17 protein-coding genes are annotated in these 16,259 nt (G+C 68.3%); 7 read left to right on the top strand and 10 right to left on the bottom strand.

All coding sequences use genetic code 11. The features are described from left to right. Nucleotide 1: 1 nt before the first annotated feature. A complete protein-coding gene (locus tag ACWDPV_RS22240) occupies nt 2-670 on the bottom strand; it encodes a 4'-phosphopantetheinyl transferase family protein (protein WP_449744708.1) in 669 nt (222 codons plus the stop codon). Next, nucleotides 667-1,671, bottom strand: coding sequence for a metallophosphoesterase (locus tag ACWDPV_RS22235; protein ID WP_449744707.1), 1,005 nt, complete (start codon nt 1,669-1,671; stop codon nt 667-669). The genes ACWDPV_RS22240 and ACWDPV_RS22235 overlap by 4 nt, the downstream gene beginning before the upstream one ends. 73 nt (nt 1,672-1,744) lie before the next feature. Here ACWDPV_RS22235 and ACWDPV_RS22230 point away from each other — a divergent pair, with 73 nt between their 5' ends. Both ACWDPV_RS22230 and ACWDPV_RS22225 read left to right on the top strand, forming a co-directional pair. Then, nucleotides 1,745-2,545: a hypothetical protein gene (locus ACWDPV_RS22230; RefSeq protein WP_449744706.1), complete on the top strand. Its 801-nt coding sequence runs from the start codon at nt 1,745-1,747 to the stop codon at nt 2,543-2,545. A gap of 110 nt (nt 2,546-2,655) precedes the next feature. Then, nucleotides 2,656-2,793, top strand: a complete 138-nt coding sequence (locus ACWDPV_RS22225) for a hypothetical protein (protein ID WP_449744705.1) — start codon at nt 2,656-2,658, stop codon at nt 2,791-2,793. Between the two features lie 373 nt (nt 2,794-3,166). Here ACWDPV_RS22225 and ACWDPV_RS22220 read toward each other — a convergent pair whose 3' ends face one another. From ACWDPV_RS22220 to rimP, 7 genes are all read right to left on the bottom strand, one after another. After that, complete coding sequence (locus ACWDPV_RS22220) at nt 3,167-4,498, bottom strand: MATE family efflux transporter (protein ID WP_348808136.1); 1,332 nt, start codon at nt 4,496-4,498, stop codon at nt 3,167-3,169. A gap of 41 nt (nt 4,499-4,539) precedes the next feature. Next, the gene (locus tag ACWDPV_RS22215; protein ID WP_348808137.1) at nt 4,540-5,508 is read right to left on the bottom strand and encodes a DHH family phosphoesterase; all 969 of its coding nucleotides are present in this window, start codon (nt 5,506-5,508) and stop codon (nt 4,540-4,542) included. Next, nucleotides 5,508-5,978: a 30S ribosome-binding factor RbfA gene (gene rbfA, locus ACWDPV_RS22210; protein ID WP_348808138.1), complete on the bottom strand. Its 471-nt coding sequence runs from the start codon at nt 5,976-5,978 to the stop codon at nt 5,508-5,510. The genes ACWDPV_RS22215 and rbfA overlap by 1 nt, the downstream gene beginning before the upstream one ends. 103 nt (nt 5,979-6,081) lie before the next feature. Next, nucleotides 6,082-8,892, bottom strand: coding sequence for a translation initiation factor IF-2 (infB, locus tag ACWDPV_RS22205; RefSeq protein WP_449744704.1), 2,811 nt, complete (start codon nt 8,890-8,892; stop codon nt 6,082-6,084). 79 nt (nt 8,893-8,971) lie between these two features. Beyond that, nucleotides 8,972-9,358 (bottom strand): YlxR family protein, encoded by a 387-nt coding sequence (locus ACWDPV_RS22200; RefSeq protein WP_348808140.1) that lies wholly within the window; start codon nt 9,356-9,358, stop codon nt 8,972-8,974. Nucleotides 9,359-9,382: 24 nt separating this feature from the next. Continuing rightward, complete coding sequence (gene nusA / locus ACWDPV_RS22195; protein ID WP_348808141.1) at nt 9,383-10,420, bottom strand: transcription termination factor NusA; 1,038 nt, start codon at nt 10,418-10,420, stop codon at nt 9,383-9,385. Nucleotides 10,421-10,521: 101 nt separating this feature from the next. Continuing rightward, on the bottom strand, nt 10,522-11,067 hold the full coding sequence (gene rimP / locus ACWDPV_RS22190; RefSeq protein WP_449744703.1) for a ribosome maturation factor RimP: 546 nt from the start codon (nt 11,065-11,067) through the stop codon (nt 10,522-10,524). A 144-nt stretch (nt 11,068-11,211) separates the two neighbouring features. Here rimP and ACWDPV_RS22185 point away from each other — a divergent pair, with 144 nt between their 5' ends. From ACWDPV_RS22185 to ACWDPV_RS22175, 3 genes are all read left to right on the top strand, one after another. Beyond that, nucleotides 11,212-11,796: a hypothetical protein gene (locus tag ACWDPV_RS22185; protein ID WP_449744725.1), complete on the top strand. Its 585-nt coding sequence runs from the start codon at nt 11,212-11,214 to the stop codon at nt 11,794-11,796. Continuing rightward, nucleotides 11,793-12,221: a ferritin-like domain-containing protein gene (locus ACWDPV_RS22180; RefSeq protein WP_449744702.1), complete on the top strand. Its 429-nt coding sequence runs from the start codon at nt 11,793-11,795 to the stop codon at nt 12,219-12,221. The genes ACWDPV_RS22185 and ACWDPV_RS22180 overlap by 4 nt, the downstream gene beginning before the upstream one ends. 107 nt (nt 12,222-12,328) lie before the next feature. Beyond that, entirely contained in the window at nt 12,329-12,787 is a 459-nt protein-coding gene (locus ACWDPV_RS22175; protein ID WP_449744701.1) for an HD domain-containing protein, read from the top strand. 72 nt (nt 12,788-12,859) lie between these two features. Here the strand turns inward: ACWDPV_RS22175 and ACWDPV_RS22170 are convergent, their stop codons facing one another. Next, nucleotides 12,860-14,590, bottom strand: coding sequence for a proline--tRNA ligase (locus tag ACWDPV_RS22170; RefSeq protein WP_449744724.1), 1,731 nt, complete (start codon nt 14,588-14,590; stop codon nt 12,860-12,862). A gap of 82 nt (nt 14,591-14,672) precedes the next feature. Between ACWDPV_RS22170 and yaaA the strand changes: the two genes are divergently transcribed. Together yaaA and ACWDPV_RS22160 are read left to right on the top strand one after the other, a co-directional pair. Then, nucleotides 14,673-15,413 carry a peroxide stress protein YaaA gene (yaaA, locus tag ACWDPV_RS22165; protein WP_449744700.1) on the top strand — a complete coding sequence of 247 codons (741 nt, stop codon included), beginning with the start codon at nt 14,673-14,675 and terminating at the stop codon, nt 15,411-15,413. 58 nt (nt 15,414-15,471) lie between these two features. Next, complete coding sequence (locus ACWDPV_RS22160) at nt 15,472-16,251, top strand: hypothetical protein (protein WP_449744699.1); 780 nt, start codon at nt 15,472-15,474, stop codon at nt 16,249-16,251. The last annotated feature ends 8 nt before the right edge of the window (nt 16,252-16,259 follow it).

Below are 16,259 nucleotides of genomic sequence, written 5' to 3'. Positions count from 1 at the left end.
GTCAGACGTTCACGATCGTGGTGAGGATGAGGCCGTTGTCGACCGTCCAGCGTCCGTGCAGTTCGTCGAGCGGAGCTCCTCCGTCGACGGTGCGACCGTCGATCAGGATGCGCGACCGGAACGTTCCGGTCGGTGCACCGGCGGCGTCGTCGTCCCGGGCGAAGGTGATGTGCGCGTCCTCGAATCCCAGCCACCGCTCGGTGAGCGGGAACCACGCCTTGTAGGTGGCCTCCTTGGCGCAGAACAACAGTCGATCCCAGTGCAGGGTGTCCGGACGCCCGGCGAGAACCTCACGTTCCTCCGGCAGGCTGGTGTGGTCGAGCACGCCGTCGGGTAGCGCGTCGTGGGGTTCGGCGTCGATGCCGAGGGATCGAACCGCCATGCCGTAACCGACGATCGCCGCCCGGTATCCGTCGCAATGGGTGAGACTGCCGACAACATTCTTGGGCCACAACGGCATTCCGCGCTCGCCCCGCATGATCGCGACGGGCTCGATGCCGAGTTGGCCGAGCGCTTCGCGGGCACAGTGCCGCGCGGTGGTGAACTCGCGGCGACGTTTCTCCACCGCACGGGAGATCAGCGACTCCTCCCCCGGCAGCGGGGTGAGACCCGGTGGGTCACCGAAGGATTCGGCCGAGGCCACACCCGAGGGCAGCAGGCGTTCGATCACGTCTCGGGTCCTTCCGGCGTCGGCTGGGTCGGGGAGCTTTGCGCACGTCGGGCCGCCTGTCGTTCCCGGCGCTCGGCGCGTCGCCGTTGGAACTCCTCGGCCCGCCTCTCATAATCGGGCGGCAGTTCGAAGCGTGCGCCGTGCGGCGGCAGATCCTCTTCGCGGAGTCCCGGGTCGGGAGTGATCTGCCGCAGCAATGGTTCGGGCAGACCGCGCCGCTTCCATTCCCGCGGATAACCCACCGACACCTCTTCGAACCGCACGAAGTCGTAGAAGGTGGTGCGCGGGATGTGCAGGTGTCCGTACACGCAGCAGGCCGCGTTGAAGCGGGTGTGCCAGTCCGCGGTCTCGGTGCTGCCGCACCACAAGGCGAACTCCGGATACATCAGTGCGTCGGTCGGTTCACGCCGCAGCGGCCAATGATTGATCAGGATCGTCTGCTCGGCCGGGTCGAGCGCCTCGAGCCGGGCCCGGGTCGCCGCCACCCGCGCCCGCCCCCACGCGTCGCGGGTCGGGTAGGGCTCCGGCGACAACAGGAATTCGTCGGTGGCCACCACATTGCGTTCCCGCGCCAACGCCAGGGCCGCCAGTGCCGTCGAGGTTCCCTCGGGCCGGAAGGTGTAGTCGTAGAGCAGGAACATCGGCACCACCCGCACCGGCGCGGATCCGTCACCGGGATCGAACAGTGGGTAGATGTCCTCGGGCGTGACGACACCGAGGTCACGGCAGGCCTGCACGAGGTAGTCGTAGCGTGCCGCGCCGAAGATCTGCAGCGGATCCCTGGCGGTGGTGTAGAGCTCGTGATTGCCGGGCACCCAGACGACGGTGTGGAATCGGGCACGCAACCGTCGCAGGGTGTCGACGATGTCGTCGGTGCGTTCGGCCACGTCGCCGGCGACGATCAGCCAGTCCTGATCGGAGGTCGGACGGATCTGGTCGACGATGTGCTCGTTGCCGCGATGCGCAACGTGCAGATCGCTGATCGCCCAGAGAGTTGCCACGGGGATCCATCGTGCCATGCGCCCGGATGACACTATCCCGGCGGTGGCCGGGTCCACGTGACATGATCACGCGGTGTACTCCCCTGGCTATCCTCCCGTTGCACCGGTACCCGCCCGCAGCCCCGCCCTCGGTGACCGTGGGCCGTGGTGGGTGCAGGCGCTGATCAGCGCGGGTATCGGCGTGGTGTTCTTCGTGCTGTCGGTGGCACTGCAGTACGTGCTGATCCAGGTGGATGTCGATGAGTGGCCGAACTTGGCGGCCTGGTCCGTGCTCGGCCTGATCTTTGTCGGGGTCCTGGCACTGTGGGGACGGACGACGACCCGGCGGATCGTCGGAGCCCTGGTCGCGCTGGTGTTGATCGGTGTCCACCGAATCCTGCAGGTGTTCTGGGTGGTGTCTGAGGACAATTTCCTCGACTGGGCGGACTGGCAGTTCAAGGCGCTCTGGTGGACCGGGACCGTGGTGCTGTACTCCGGTGTCATCCTCGGGTGGACCATCGCCCGGCGGCGGACCGGCTTCACCTGGATCGGTCTCCTGCCCGTGGCGATCCTGATCGCGCTGGCCGTGTGGGCCAACTGGGAACTGCCATACATCGACAGCGACTTCCGGCGTGCGCTGGCGGGCAACGCCATCGACTACGCCTTCTGGATCGTCGGCATCCTGATCTTCTGGGGGTGCGACGGCTTCGGGCTGGCATCACAACGCAACGCCTCCCCGCCGCCGTCGTCGCCGTTCGGCGGCGTCGGGGGTCACGGCCAGGGTTACGGCACGCAGGGTTACGGCACGCAGTGGCCGGGCCAAGCCGGTCCGACACCGCCCGCGCAGGGGCAGGGATGGCCACCGCCGCAGCAGTCGTGGCCACCGCAGTCCTGAACGACCGCGGCTTGAACCACTGCGGCTTGAACCACTGCGGCTTGAACTAGTACGGCTTGAACTAGTACGGATCGAGTCCCCGCGAACGACGCCGGAGAGGTGATGTGACGATGGCAGCTCCGTACCCCCTCGGGACCGCCACTCCCGGCGATCCCGGCAATTTTGGCACCCGGCGCATCGGAATCACGCTGCTGATCGGCCCCATCACCGGATGGGGTCTCGCACGACACCGGATGCCCGCCGCCTGATCGGCGTTCTACCCGCCGTCGGCGTGGTGTGGCTCGGCGGTTGGCCGCTCACCTTCCAGCCGCGATCTCTGGATTCCCTGGGACGTCGCGGTGTACGCGGCGACGGCGAACTGAGCCGCGTTCCTCGGCCTCGCATTCGGGCTGACGGTCCTGGGCATTCTGCTCGTGTGGGCCTACGACGGCATCGGCCTGCTCCTGCGCCGTGGGATCACCGACCACCAGAAGTCTCCCTCGACGCCGTTGCACGGTACTGTCACGGACCCGGACGGTCACGGACCCCGCTGGTACGGCCATCAACCCGGACCCGGGCCCTGGCCACCACAGCAGCCACAGCAACCACCGGGGTGGCCGTCGCAGCAGTGAACACCGCGCGTCAGCCGACTCCCACCCGCCGCCAGCGCCCCGACGCGATCCGCCACCCGACGGCGGCCAGCCGCAGGATCATGAACACGACGAGGCCGGTCCACACCCCGGCCAGTCCCCAATCGAAAATCAGCGACAGCCAGATCAACGGCAGGAACCCGCACAACGCGGCGATCAGGGTGGCAGTGCGCAGGAACGCCGCGTCGCCCGCACCGAGAAGCACGCCGTCGAAGGCGAACACCACACCCGCGATCGGCAACATCGCGACGAAGAACCACCACGGCACACCGATCGCGTCGAGCACCGCGTCGTCGGAGGTGAACACCCGAGGCAGGACCGACGAGCCGGCGGCGAACACCCCGGCCATGAACACCGCCGCCGCCACCGACATGATCGTCACCCGTCGGGCCACCGAAACGGCCACGGACACCGAACCGGCGCCGAGCGCGGCACCGACCAGCGCCTGCGCGGCGATCGCCACCGAGTCCAGGAACAACGACATGAACTCCCACAGTTGCAGGACCAGTTGATGCGCCGCGACCTGCGCGACGCCGAATCGGGCGGCGACGGCGGCCGCGGAGACGAAGCAGATCTGGAACGAGAGACTGCGCACGATGAGGTCGCGGGCCATGACCAGTTGTGCCCCGATCATGGCGCGATCGGGCCGGAATGCCGCCCAGCTCACCCCCGAATCGCGGGTGTGTTCGCGGATCACCCGCGTCGCGAACAGGACACCGGTGATGGACTGCCCGATGACATTGGCGATCGCGCTACCGACGATGCCCAGACGCGGGAACCCCCACAGTCCATGCACCAGCCCGACCACGAGAACCGCCGAAAGTGACAGTCCGACAAGCACATAGATCACCGGACGACGGGTCTCCTGCACGCCACGCATCCAGCCGTTGCCGGCCATCGACAGCAGGATCAGCGGGACGCCGAACACCGCCACACGCAGCCATTCGGTGGCGTCGGTGGCCACCGTCGCCGACGATGAGGACGCATCACCCACCAATGCCCGCATCACATACGGCGCGATCGGCCAGGTGACGGCGACGATCAGCAGACCTGCGCCGAGCGCGATCCAACTCGCCTGTACGCCTTCGGAAATGGCGCCGGCACGATCACCGGAGCCGAACCGTCGAGCCGAGCGTGCCGTCGTTCCGTACGAGAGGAACGTCAGCTGGGTGCTGATGATCGACAGAACCAGGGTGGCGACGGCGAGCGCGGCGAGTTCGTCACCGCCGAGCCGGCCGACCACGGCCAGGTCGAGCAGTAGGTACAGCGGCGGGGCGATGAGCACCGCAAGCGCCGAGATGGTGAGGGTCCCGACGCGTCGCATCCCGGCATCGATGTCGGGGCCGGTCGTCGTCGGTGATCCGCTCAGAGTGACTCCCGCAGCCGGGCGATCACCTCGTCGGCCGAACCGGTGTCGCTGTAGCCGGAGGCGTTTCGATGGCCGCCGCCGCCGTGCGCTCGCGCGACCGGGACCAGATCGACGGTATTCTTCGACCGCAGCGACACTGTCCAGCTGTCGGCGTCGACTTCCTTGAACACGGCCGCAACCTCGGCCTCGGCGGTGGTGCGCACGATGTCGATGACGCTTTCGGACTCTTCCCAGCTCATCCCGCTCAACGCCGCACGGTCGACCACGGCGTACACCAGTCCCTCGCCGTCACACGCCGCAGCGTCCAACTGAGCCGACGCCAGAACACCGGCGACCATCCCCAGCCAGGCGAAGGGATGCGTGTCGAACAGCCGCCGACTCCAGGTGCGGGAGTCGACGCCGGCGTCGATCAGTCGGGCCGCGATGCGGTATGAGTTCGGGCGCGCCCACCGGAAGGACCCCGTGTCGGTGGTCAGACCCGCATACAGGCACGTCGCGATGTCACTGTCGAGGTCGACACCGAGATCGTCGAGTATCCGCAGCACCAGCACCGCGGTGCAATCTGCTTGCGGATCAATGAAGTTCAGATCGCCGAAACCCTTGTTGGAGGCATGGTGGTCGATGACGAGGGAGGTGGCGGCCGCATCGAAGAGAGGCCCCAGGACGCCCAGCCGCTCGACGCTGGCCGCGTCCACCGAGATCACGAGATCACTTCCCCGGACGCCGGGGGCGTCGACGAGCAATTTCGCGCCGGGAAGTGCACCGAGGGCCGCGGGCAGGGTCTCCGGACCCGGAAAGGCGATCTCGACATCCACGCCGAGACGGTCCAGTGCCAGTCCGAGGGCGAGACCACTGCCGATGGTGTCGGCGTCGGGGCGGACGTGACACAGGATCGTCGCCGCACCGCCACTCTCGGCGGTACGGCGAAGCGTGTCGGCGACGGCCGCACTCGAGGCGTCGACCACTACTGCTCGACTTCGCCGGTCACGGCATCGGATTCGTCGGCGTCCTTGCTGCGGTACGGGTCGGCGTCGCCGGCCGGTTCGGCGCCCGCGGCACGACGTGCGACGAGCTCGTCGTTGGCCCGGGCCCGCGCCACCAGTTCCTCCATCTGCCGCGCGGCATCGGGAACGGTGTCGAGGACGAAGGTCAACGTCGGGGTGAACCGCACCCCGGTGCCCGCGCCCACCTTCGATCGGAGGATGCCGGTCGCCTTGGCCAGGCCGGCCGCGGCGGCGACGAGGTCGGGTTCCTCGTCCAGGGTGGATCCCATCACGGTGTAGAACACCGTGGCGTCGTGCAGGTCATTAGTGACCCGCGCGTCGGTGATCGTGACATGCGCCAGACGCGGGTCCTTGATCTCGTTGGCGATCGCCGACGCGACGATCGACGAGATCCGCTTGGCGAGACGTTGTGCTCGTGCCGGATCGGCCATCGGTGTCCTCCCAGAGGTCAGAAGATACTCCCCTCCCGGCGGGCGGTCCGGGCGAACCCGGACACCGCCCGCGGGAGGGGAGCCTCGATTGTTGCGCTGCGCGTCAGTCGCGCGCCTTCTCCTGCAATTCGTAACTCTCGATGACGTCGTCGACCTTGATGTCGCTATAGGTCAGCGTGAGACCACATTCGTAGCCTTCGCGAACCTCGGTGACATCGTCCTTCTCCCGTCGCAGCGAGGCGATGGTGAGATTCTCGGCCACCACGACGTTGTCGCGGAGCAGACGTGCCTTGGCGTTGCGGCGGACGATGCCCGACTGCACCAGGCAACCGGCGATGTTGCCGACCTTCGACGACTTGAAGATGGCGCGGATCTCGGCGCGGCCGAGTTCCACCTCTTCATAGATCGGCTTGAGCATGCCCTTGAGCGCGCTCTCGATCTCGTCGATGGCCTGGTAGATCACCGAGTAGTACCGGATATCGACGCCCTCGCGGTTGGCCAGCTCGGTGGCCTTGCCCTCCGCGCGGACGTTGAACCCGATGATGATCGCATCCGAGGCGGCCGCCAGGTTGACGTTGGTCTCGGTGACGCCACCGACACCGCGGTCGATGACGCGCAACGACACCTCGTCGCCCATGTCGATACCGAGCAGCGCCTCTTCGAGGGCCTCGACGGTACCGGAGTTGTCGCCCTTGAGGATCAGGTTCAGCTGGCTGGTTTCCTTCAGCGCCGAATCCAGGTCCTCGAGGCTGATCCGCTTGCGGCTGCGTGCGGCCAGCGCGTTGCGCTTGCGCGCATTGCGGCGGTCGGCGATCTGCCGGGCGATGCGGTCCTCCTCGACGACGAGCAGGTTGTCGCCCGCCCCGGGCACCGAGGTGAAACCGATCACCTGAACCGGACGCGACGGCAGGGCCGCCTCGATGTCGTCACCGTGTTCGTCGACCATGCGGCGCACACGTCCGTAGGCGTCGCCGGCGACGATCGAATCGCCGACCCTGAGCGTGCCGCGCTGGATGAGCACGGTCGCCACGGGTCCACGACCACGGTCGAGGTGCGCCTCGATGGCCACACCCTGGGCGTCCATGTCCGGGTTCGCCCGCAGGTCGAGCGACGCGTCGGCGGTCAGCAGCACCGCTTCGAGTAGTTCGTCGATGTTGGTGCCCTGCTTGGCCGAGATGTCGACGAACATGGCGTCGCCGCCGTACTCCTCGGGGATCAAACCGTACTCGGTGAGCTGACCGCGGATCTTCTGCGGATCGGCACCTTCCTTGTCGATCTTGTTGACCGCCACCACGATCGGCACGTCGGCCGCCTGCGCGTGGTTGATGGCCTCCACCGTCTGCGGCATGACGCCGTCGTCGGCGGCGACCACCAGGATCGAGATGTCGGTGGCCTTCGCACCGCGGGCACGCATGGCGGTGAACGCCTCGTGACCCGGGGTGTCGATGAAGGTGATGAGCCGATCATCGCCGTTGAGGTGCGTATTCACCTGGTAGGCACCGATGTGCTGGGTGATGCCGCCGGCCTCGCCCTCGCGGACGCTGGCATTACGGATCGTGTCCAGCAGTCGGGTCTTACCGTGATCGACGTGGCCCATGACGGTGACCACCGGCGGACGCTGCTCGAGGTCTTCCTCGTCGCCCTCGTCCTCGCCGTAGGACAGGTCGAAGCTCTCGAGGAGTTCGCGGTCCTCGTCCTCGGGGCTGACCACCTGGACGGTGTAGTTCATCTCCGAGCCGAGCAGCTCCAGCGTCTCGTCGTTGACCGACTCCGTCGCCGTGACCATCTCGCCGAGGTTGAACAACGCCTGGACCAGCGATGCCGGGTTGGCGTCGATCTTGTCTGCGAAGTCCGACAGCGAGGCGCCACGGGCGAGACGGATGGTCTCACCGTTGCCACGCGGCAGCCGGACACCACCGACCGCTGGTGCCTGCATGTTCTCGTACTCGGCGCGCTTCGCCCGCTTCGACTTGCGGCCCTTGCGGGGCGCACCGCCGGGACGTCCGAACGCACCCGCGGCACCGCCGCGACCACGTCCACCACCGCCGGGGCGGCCGCGGAAACCGCCGCCACCTGCGGGTGCGCCGGCACCGGGAGCACCGCCACCGCCGCCGCGGTAGCCACCGCCGCCACCACCGCGGTTACCGGGACCGCCGCTGCGGCCACCGGGCCGGGCGTCGGGTCGGCTGGCACGGCTGGGCATCGCACCCGGGTTCGGGCGCGGCGGCATGTTGCCGGGGCTGGGACGGGGACCGCCCTGGCCGGGAGCGGGACGTCCGCCACCCTGACCGGGTCGATTCTGCGCGCCGGGACGTCCACCGCCGGGACGGGGACCGCCCTGACCGGGGCCGGGACGCGGACCCTGCGGACGCGGCGCGGGGGCCGGTGCCGAGGAGTACGGGTTGTTCCCGACCCGTGGTGCACGCGGACCGGGCTTCGGTCCGGGGCGCGGACCGGGACTCGGGGCCGACGGCGCTGCGGGCGCGGGTGCCGACGCAGCAGCCGGCTTGGGTGCTGCGGGCTTGGCTGCCGGAGCACTCGGCGCGGGAGCCGGGGCCTGCGGGGCCGGGGCCGCCGGGGTGGCGGCCGCGGGACGGGCCGGGGCTGCCGGCGCGCTCACCTCGGGTGCCGGAGCGGGACCGGGCTTGGGCGCCGACGCATTGCCGCCGGGCTTGGGGCCGGGACGCGGACGCGCACCGGGCTTGGGTGCGCCGCCGTTACCGCTGGGCTTGGGTGCGGCGGAGCCGCCGTCTTTCTTGGGGAATGATTCGCGAAGTCGACGGGCCACGGGGGCCTCGACGGTCGACGACGCGGATTTGACGAACTCACCTTGTTCTTTGAGTCGCTCGAGCACTTGCTTGCTCGTCACGCCCAGTTCCTTGGCCAGTTCGTGCACGCGGGCCTTGCCTGCCACTGCTCTCCTCACTTGGAGGCCGAGCGGGCTGCCCGCTACGGCCTCGGATTATGTCCGATACGTGCTCATCGTGGGGACTTCACGGTGTGCTCATGTCTTCTGCTACCTGTTCCGGCTCGGTGTCGAGCCTGCTGTCGTCCGCGATCGGGAACCGATCCCCGGCTCCGATCGCTTCGGCGAGGTCATCTGGGTTGGCGGCCAGATTCGTCGTCCTCAATGCCACTGCGAATGCCCGTCGTCGCACCGCCGCGGACACACAGTCCACGCTCGGATGCAGCCACGCACCTCGTCCCGGCATGGTCTTCGCGAGATCGACCACGACCGTCGGTCCGTCGGCACCCTCGCGGGCGACCAGACGAACCAGTGCGGTGATCTCGGCGCGTTGCCGACATCCGATGCACATTCGGACGGGACGATCCCGACGGCCATCGTCGGAGGACGTGGTCGACGGCTTTCGCTGAACCATCGCTCAGTCTAGCGTGAGTCGCCGCTAAGAGGACAATCGGCCACCACTCGGTGTGCGGGAGCCGGTCGCGGCCGACCCGTCGGCATCGGATCGGATGTCGATTCGCCACCCGGTCAGCCGTGCGGCCAGCCGCGCATTCTGTCCTTCCTTGCCGATGGCGAGGGACAGTTGATAATCCGGTACCACCACTCGTGCGGCTTTCCCCGCGAGGTCGACGACCTCGACGGAGACAACCTTCGCCGGCGACAGTGCATTCCCGACGAAGGTGGCCGGATCGGTGTCGAAGTCGATGATGTCGATTTTCTCGCCGGCGAGTTCACTCATCACGTTGCGCACGCGCTGACCCATCGGGCCGATGCAGGCCCCCTTGGCGTTGAGGCCGCTGACACCGGTGTGCACCGCGATCTTCGACCGGTGACCCGCCTCACGGGCGACGGCGACGATCTCCACGGAGCCGTCCTCGATCTCCGGGACCTCCAGCGAGAACAGTTTGCGAACCAGGTTCGGGTGCGTGCGCGACAAGGTGATCTGCGGTCCACGCTGTCCTCGGGTGACTCCGACGACGTAGCACTTGATGCGATCGCCATGGGTGTAGGTCTCCCCCGGCACCTGCTCGGCGGGCGGGATGACGCCTTCGGTGGCGTTGGCCTCGCTGCCGATCTGCACCACGACCATGCCGCGGGCGTTGGCGCGGGCGTCCTGCTGGACGACGCCGCCGACGATCTCCCCCTCGTGGGCGACCAGATCGCCGAAGCTCTTCTCGTTCTCGGCGTCACGCAGCCGCTGCAGGATCACCTGGCGTGCGGTGGTCGCCGCGATGCGGCCGAATCCCTCGGGGGTGTCGTCGTATTCGTGGACGACGTCGCCGTGCTCGTCGAGTTCTTGGGCCATCACGCGGACCTCACCGGATTTGCGGTTGACGTCGATGCGCGCGTGCGGGGCGAAGCCGTCGGTGTGGCGGTAGGCGGTGAGCAGGGCCGTCTCGATGGCGGTGATGACGGTGTCGATCGAGATGCCCTTGTCGGCCTCGATCATCCGCAGGGCGTTGATGTCGATGTTCATGTCGTGAGTGCTCCTATTCATTTGTCGGTTTCACTTGTGCCGATATTCAGTTGTGTGTGCCCAGTTGTGTCGAGTCCAGTGTCCGCCGCGGGACCCGTCCTTCACAATTCCGTCGGACCGGGTTCGCGGCGTCGCGCGATCTCGGTGTCGTCGAGGCCGCAGCGTTGCAGTTCGGCCACGCTCGGGCGGGAGAAGTCGACCTCCACCACGGCGCGTTCGATCGCGGTGAGCGGGATCGCTTCGGCACCGATCCGGCCGCGGGTGTTGGTGACGACGGTGACCTCGTCGTCGGTGCTCGCCCCGATGCGTCCCTCGACCTTTCGGCCGTCGTGCAGCGTGATGCCGACCTTGCGGCCCTGCGCCCGTCGCCAGTGCCGCGCCAGGGTGAGCGGACGCCCGATGCCGGGTGAGGTGACCTCGAGTGTGTAGGGGGTGTCGGAGATGTTGGGACCGGCGTCGAGGACCTCGTTGATGTCGCGGGTGAGCGCACCCAGAACGTCGAGATCGGCGCCGCCGTCCCGATCCACGACGAGACGGACCTCGTCGGTGCCGGCCGCGGACGAGATGATCACGTCCTCGAGGTCGAAGCCGTTCTCGACGACCAGATGTTCGACGAGGTCGTGAACCCGTTGCTTCTCGATGGCCACCGCATTCTCCTCGTCTTCAGTTGTCTCTGGCTTCGGTTGCCTGTTCGGTCGGCTCGCCCATGGTAGTGGATGGGCCGAGCGGATCCGACCACCGTGTGCACGGCCGGTGCGGACTCCGACCGGGCTGGCATCATGTGTCGGGTGATGCGTCCACCACCCGCCGACCCCGTTCACGGCGATACGCCCCACGTCCGCACCGGCCCGTCCCGTCGCACCGTTCTGCGCGGCGGTGTGATGCTCGGTGTCGGCGCGACGGTGGTGGCCACCGCCGCGGGATGCGATCGAGGGCCCACGCCAAGTCAGGTGACCGCACAGGCACTGGTGCCCTTGGCCCGGTCGGCGCTGGCCGACGCCGCGGCAGCCCGGGCGCTGGCCCCGCAGGTGACCGACTATTCCGCGGCACTCGGGGTCGTCGCCGATCAACGCGGTCAGCATGCGCAGGCTTTGCGGGAGGAGATCATCCGTCTCGATCAGGACATCGCCGGGCAGATCGATACGCCGGCGTCCGGCACCGCATCGAGTGCACCGACGTCGTCGGGTGCCGGCCCCAGCGCGACAAGCGGTCCGGCGGCGCCGTCGGCGACCACCCTCGACGGGCTGCGATCGGCGCTGGCGGCGTCGGCCAAGGCGGCACGGAGTTCGGCGATCGACCTGAGCGGGTACTCCTCGGGCCTGACCGGTTCGATCAGCGCGTCGGTGACAACCCTGGTGGAGGTGCAGCTCGGATGAGTTCGGTCGATGCGATGTCGGCGGCCGTCGACACCCAGAACGCCGCCATCTTCACCTATGGGGTGGCCACCGCATTCATCTCCTCCGCACGGCGGCCGATGCTCGAGGAGTTCATCGCCGAGCACCGCACCGAACGGGACCGGCTCACCGCGGCGATCACGGCGGCCGGCGGCACTCCCCCCGAGGCCGCGGCCGGCTATACGTTGCCGATCACGGTGAATGACCCGGTCAGCGCGGCGCAGGTGGTGCTCGATTCCGAAATCGACTGCACCGTCGCCTATCGCGCCCTACTCGAGCAGGCCGACGGCGCCCCGGCACGCGCCCTCGGTGTCGACGGACTGACATCGTCGGCATTGCGGGCCGCGCGGTGGCGTGTGGTGCTGGGTGAGCGGCCCGCCACGGTCGCATTTCCCGGTCGTCGGTAGTCTCGCGACACCCGTGAACGGTCGTCACCCGACGCCGGTGGGCGTCACCACCTACGCTTCCGGGGGGCGACACCCGACGCCGCGGTCAGAAGAACGGACAACGCCAGATGACGACACTCGAGAGCGTTCGCGACCTCGCACGTCGCGCACACGCGGGCCAGGTCGACAACATGGGCCGCGACTACTACACCGCCCACCTGGAACCGATCGCGGAACGCCTCGCGCCGCTCGGCCCCGACGCCGAGATGGCCGGACTCCTGCACGACATCCTCGAGGACACCGACGTCACGGTGACGGAGTTGACCGACTTCGGGATTCCGGCACATGTCATCCGGGCCGTCGTCGCGGTGACCAAGAACGACGGTGAGGACTATTCGGCCGCCATCGAGCGCGCCGCGGCCGATCCGCTCGGCCGGCAGGTCAAACTCGCCGACAACGCCCAGAACCTGTCGGGCAACGCCGCACTCGCCGAACGCGATCCGCAGACCGCGGCGCGCCTCAAGCAGAAGTACGAGACGGCGCGCGAACGCCTGCTCGCGGCGGGGCGTGACGATCCGTCCCGCTGATCCGGCGTTTGTCTGATCCGGCCTTTGTCTGATCCGGCCTTTGTCTGATCCGGCCTTTGCCGAACCGTCGGGTCAGCCGCGCACTGCCGCGGTGATCGCCTCGACCGCGTCGTCGACGGGAACCTCGGTGCTCTCGCCGGTGAACCGGTCACGCACCTCGACGACACCGTTGGCATAGCCACGCCCGACGACGACAACCGTTGGCACACCGAGCAGTTCGGCGTCCTTGAACTTCACACCGGGTGAGGCCTTGCGGTCGTCGAGGAGGACCTCCAAACCGGCGGCGTCGAGATCAGCGGCCAGGGTGTTCGCGCCGTCGATCGCGCCCTGGTCCTTGTTGGCGATCACCAGGTGCACGGCGAAGGGCGACACCGCACGCGGCCAGCGCAGCCCCTTGTCGTCGTGGTTCTGCTCGGCGAGCACCGCCACCAGACGCGACACCCCGACGCCGTAGGAGCCCATCGTCAGCCGTACCGGCTTACCACTCTCGCCGAGGACGTCGACCTCGAAGGCGTCGGTGTACTTCTGACCGAGCTGGAAGATATGACCGATCTCGATGCCCTTGGCACTGACCAAGGGGCCCTTGCCATCCGGCGAGGCGTCGCCGTCGCGGACCTCGGCGGCCTCGATGGTGCCGTCGGCGACGAAGTCACGTCCGGCCACCAGGCCGACGACATGCTTGTTCGGCGCGTCGGCGCCGGTGATCCACGATGAGCCGTCACCGATCCGCGGATCGACGAGATAGCGAACCCCGTTGTCCTGCAGACCCTTCGGTCCGATATATCCCTTGGTGAGGAACGGGTTGGCGGCGAAGTCGGCCTCGGTGAGTAGCTCCACCTCGGCCGGCTCGAGGGACGCCTCGAGTCGTTTGAAATCGACCTCGCGGTCACCGGGCACACCGACGCCCAGCAACTCCCAATCCTTGCCCGGCTCACGGACTTTCACCAGGATGTTCTTGAGTGTGTCGGCGGCGGCGTAGCTGCCGTCGAGGGTGTCGTTGGCCCACGCCACAAGGGTGTCGATGGTCGGGGTGTCCGGGGTGTCGTGCACGACGGCGGCGGGCGCGTCGTCGAACGGAATCGGCTCTGCCGCAGGGGTGATCACGGCTTCGACATTGGCGGCGTAACCCGACTCGATGCACCGGACGAAGGTGTCCTCACCGACCTCGCTCTCGGCGAGGAACTCCTCGGAGGCGCTGCCACCCATGGCTCCCGAGGTGGCCGCGACGATTACGTACCGTACGCCGAGGCGCGCGAAGATCTTCTGATACGCCTCCCGGTGGGCCTGGTAACTGACCTTGAGCCCGTCGTCGTCGAGGTCGAAGGAATAGGAGTCCTTCATGACGAATTCACGGCCACGCAGAATGCCGGCGCGGGGGCGTTCCTCGTCGCGGTACTTGGTCTGGATCTGATACAGCACCACCGGCAGATCCTTGTACGAGGAGTACTCCCCCTTGACCAGCTGGGCGAACAGTTCCTCGTGGGTGGGCCCGAGCAGCATGTCGGCGCCCTTGCGGTCCTTGAGCCGGAACAGCGCCGGGCCGTATTCGGTCCACCGGCCGGTCTCCTCGTACGGATCGCGCGGCAGCAGCGCGGGCAACAGGATCTCCTGGGCGCCGATGGCGTTCATCTCGTCGCGGACGACCTGCTCGACGGCCTTGAGGACCTTGAGGCCCAACGGCAACCAGCTGTACACACCGGGCGCTGCGCGTCGCACGTATCCGGCGCGGACGAGCAGCTTGTGGCTGGGAACCTCGGCGTCGGCGGGGTCGTCGCGCAGGGTTCGCAGGAACAGGGTCGACATGCGGGTGATCACGGGAGCCGAGTCTAGTCGGGTGCTGCAACCGCATTGTCGCGCCCGTCGGCGCCGCCGATACAGTGTGGCGGTGCTCGTCATCCTCCCCCCTTCGGAAACCAAGTCCGACGGCGGTTCCGGCGCCCCGCTCGACCTCGACGCGCTGTCCTTCACCGAGCTGAACCCGACCCGTAAGCGCATCGCCGACGCGATCGTCGACCTCGCCGACGACCTGGACGCCAGTCAGAAGGCACTCGGCCTCGGCAAGACCCAACTCGCCGAGGTCGACCGCAACGCCGACCTGTGGCTCTCCCCCACCCGCCCGGCGATCGAGCGCTACACCGGCGTGCTCTACGACGCCCTCGATCACCGCTCGCTGACGAAGGCGGGCAAGAACAAGGCCGCCGAGCGTCTCGCCATCGGCTCGGCACTGTTCGGCGTGGTTCGGGCCACCGACCCGATCCCGGCCTATCGCCTCTCCGGGGGATCCAAACTCCCCAGGCTGCCGCCCCTGACCGCACTGTGGAAACCGGAGCTGTCGGCGGCCCTCGACGCGGTCGACGATTTCGTCGTGGATCTGCGCTCGGGTATCTATCAGCAGCTCGGCCCGGTGTCGGGGGCGGTGACCGCCACCGTGGTCACCGAGGCCGCCGACGGCACCCGCAAGGTGGTCAGCCACTTCAACAAGCATTACAAGGGACTGATGGCGCGCGAACTCGTGCGAACCCGCCGCACCGTGCGCGACATCAACGGACTCGCGTCGGTTCTCGGTGACGCCGGTCAGCGGGTGGAAATCGCGCGCGGTGATGAGATCGTCGTGATCACCGACTGACCGTGAGTCGGGACCCGAACCGATGTCCAGAAGACGCCATTAACTATGGTGAATCGCAATGTCTGAACCGTTGTTCGTCGTCAACCTCGATCCGCGCACCCACGATCTGCGTGACCAGCCGTTCGATCCGTCAGCGCTCGAGGCGTTCGCCGCGCGGCGGCTGACGGACCGCCCCACCGACCGGTCAGCGGAATCCAGTGGCCGCACGCTGGTCGATGCGCCGTGGATCCGGCTGGACCTCGCCCCCGACACCGCGACCTTCGCCGTCACACCCGGGCCGGCGGAGGCCGCCGTCGTCCACGACGTGCTCTCGACTGTGGGAGGCACCGCCCTCGGTGCCGGGATCGGTGTGAACATCACGTGCGACCGGGCCTGGCTGGGTGCCGACCGGGGGCCGACCGACACCGCGCTGATCGTCGTGCGCAGCGAGGCGGAGGTTGCCGAGTGCCTCGTCCTCGACGGTGTGCATCCCGGGATCTACGACGGCCCGCGCGCCGCTGTACGCACCCTGCCCACCTTCGGTTCCGAGGCCCACGTCGCCAGGGCGCTCGGCGATCGGGTGTCGATCACGCTCGATGACGAGGGTGTCCTATTGACCGGAGTGTGGTTCGACCCGCCGATGCGGTTGCGGGACGACGGAACCCTCGTCGACGAAGCCCCGCCGGCGACGATCACCATGCGGTGGGGTGCCGCGACGACGGTGTTGGACGTCGGGCTGCGCTATGCGGCACGCGGTTGGACCCTGCAGGCGGCGGCGAGCCATCTGCGTGTCTGGGGGCACGGTGCGAATCTGATGGTCACCGGCCCGCGTCAGGCCGTCCTGTCCGAGCCGGACTGAGGGCGGCG

This window comes from Gordonia sp. NPDC003504 (assembly GCF_053587995.1).
Note: the sequence above shows the minus strand (reverse complement) of the source record. Positions and strands in the feature narration are given on the sequence as shown.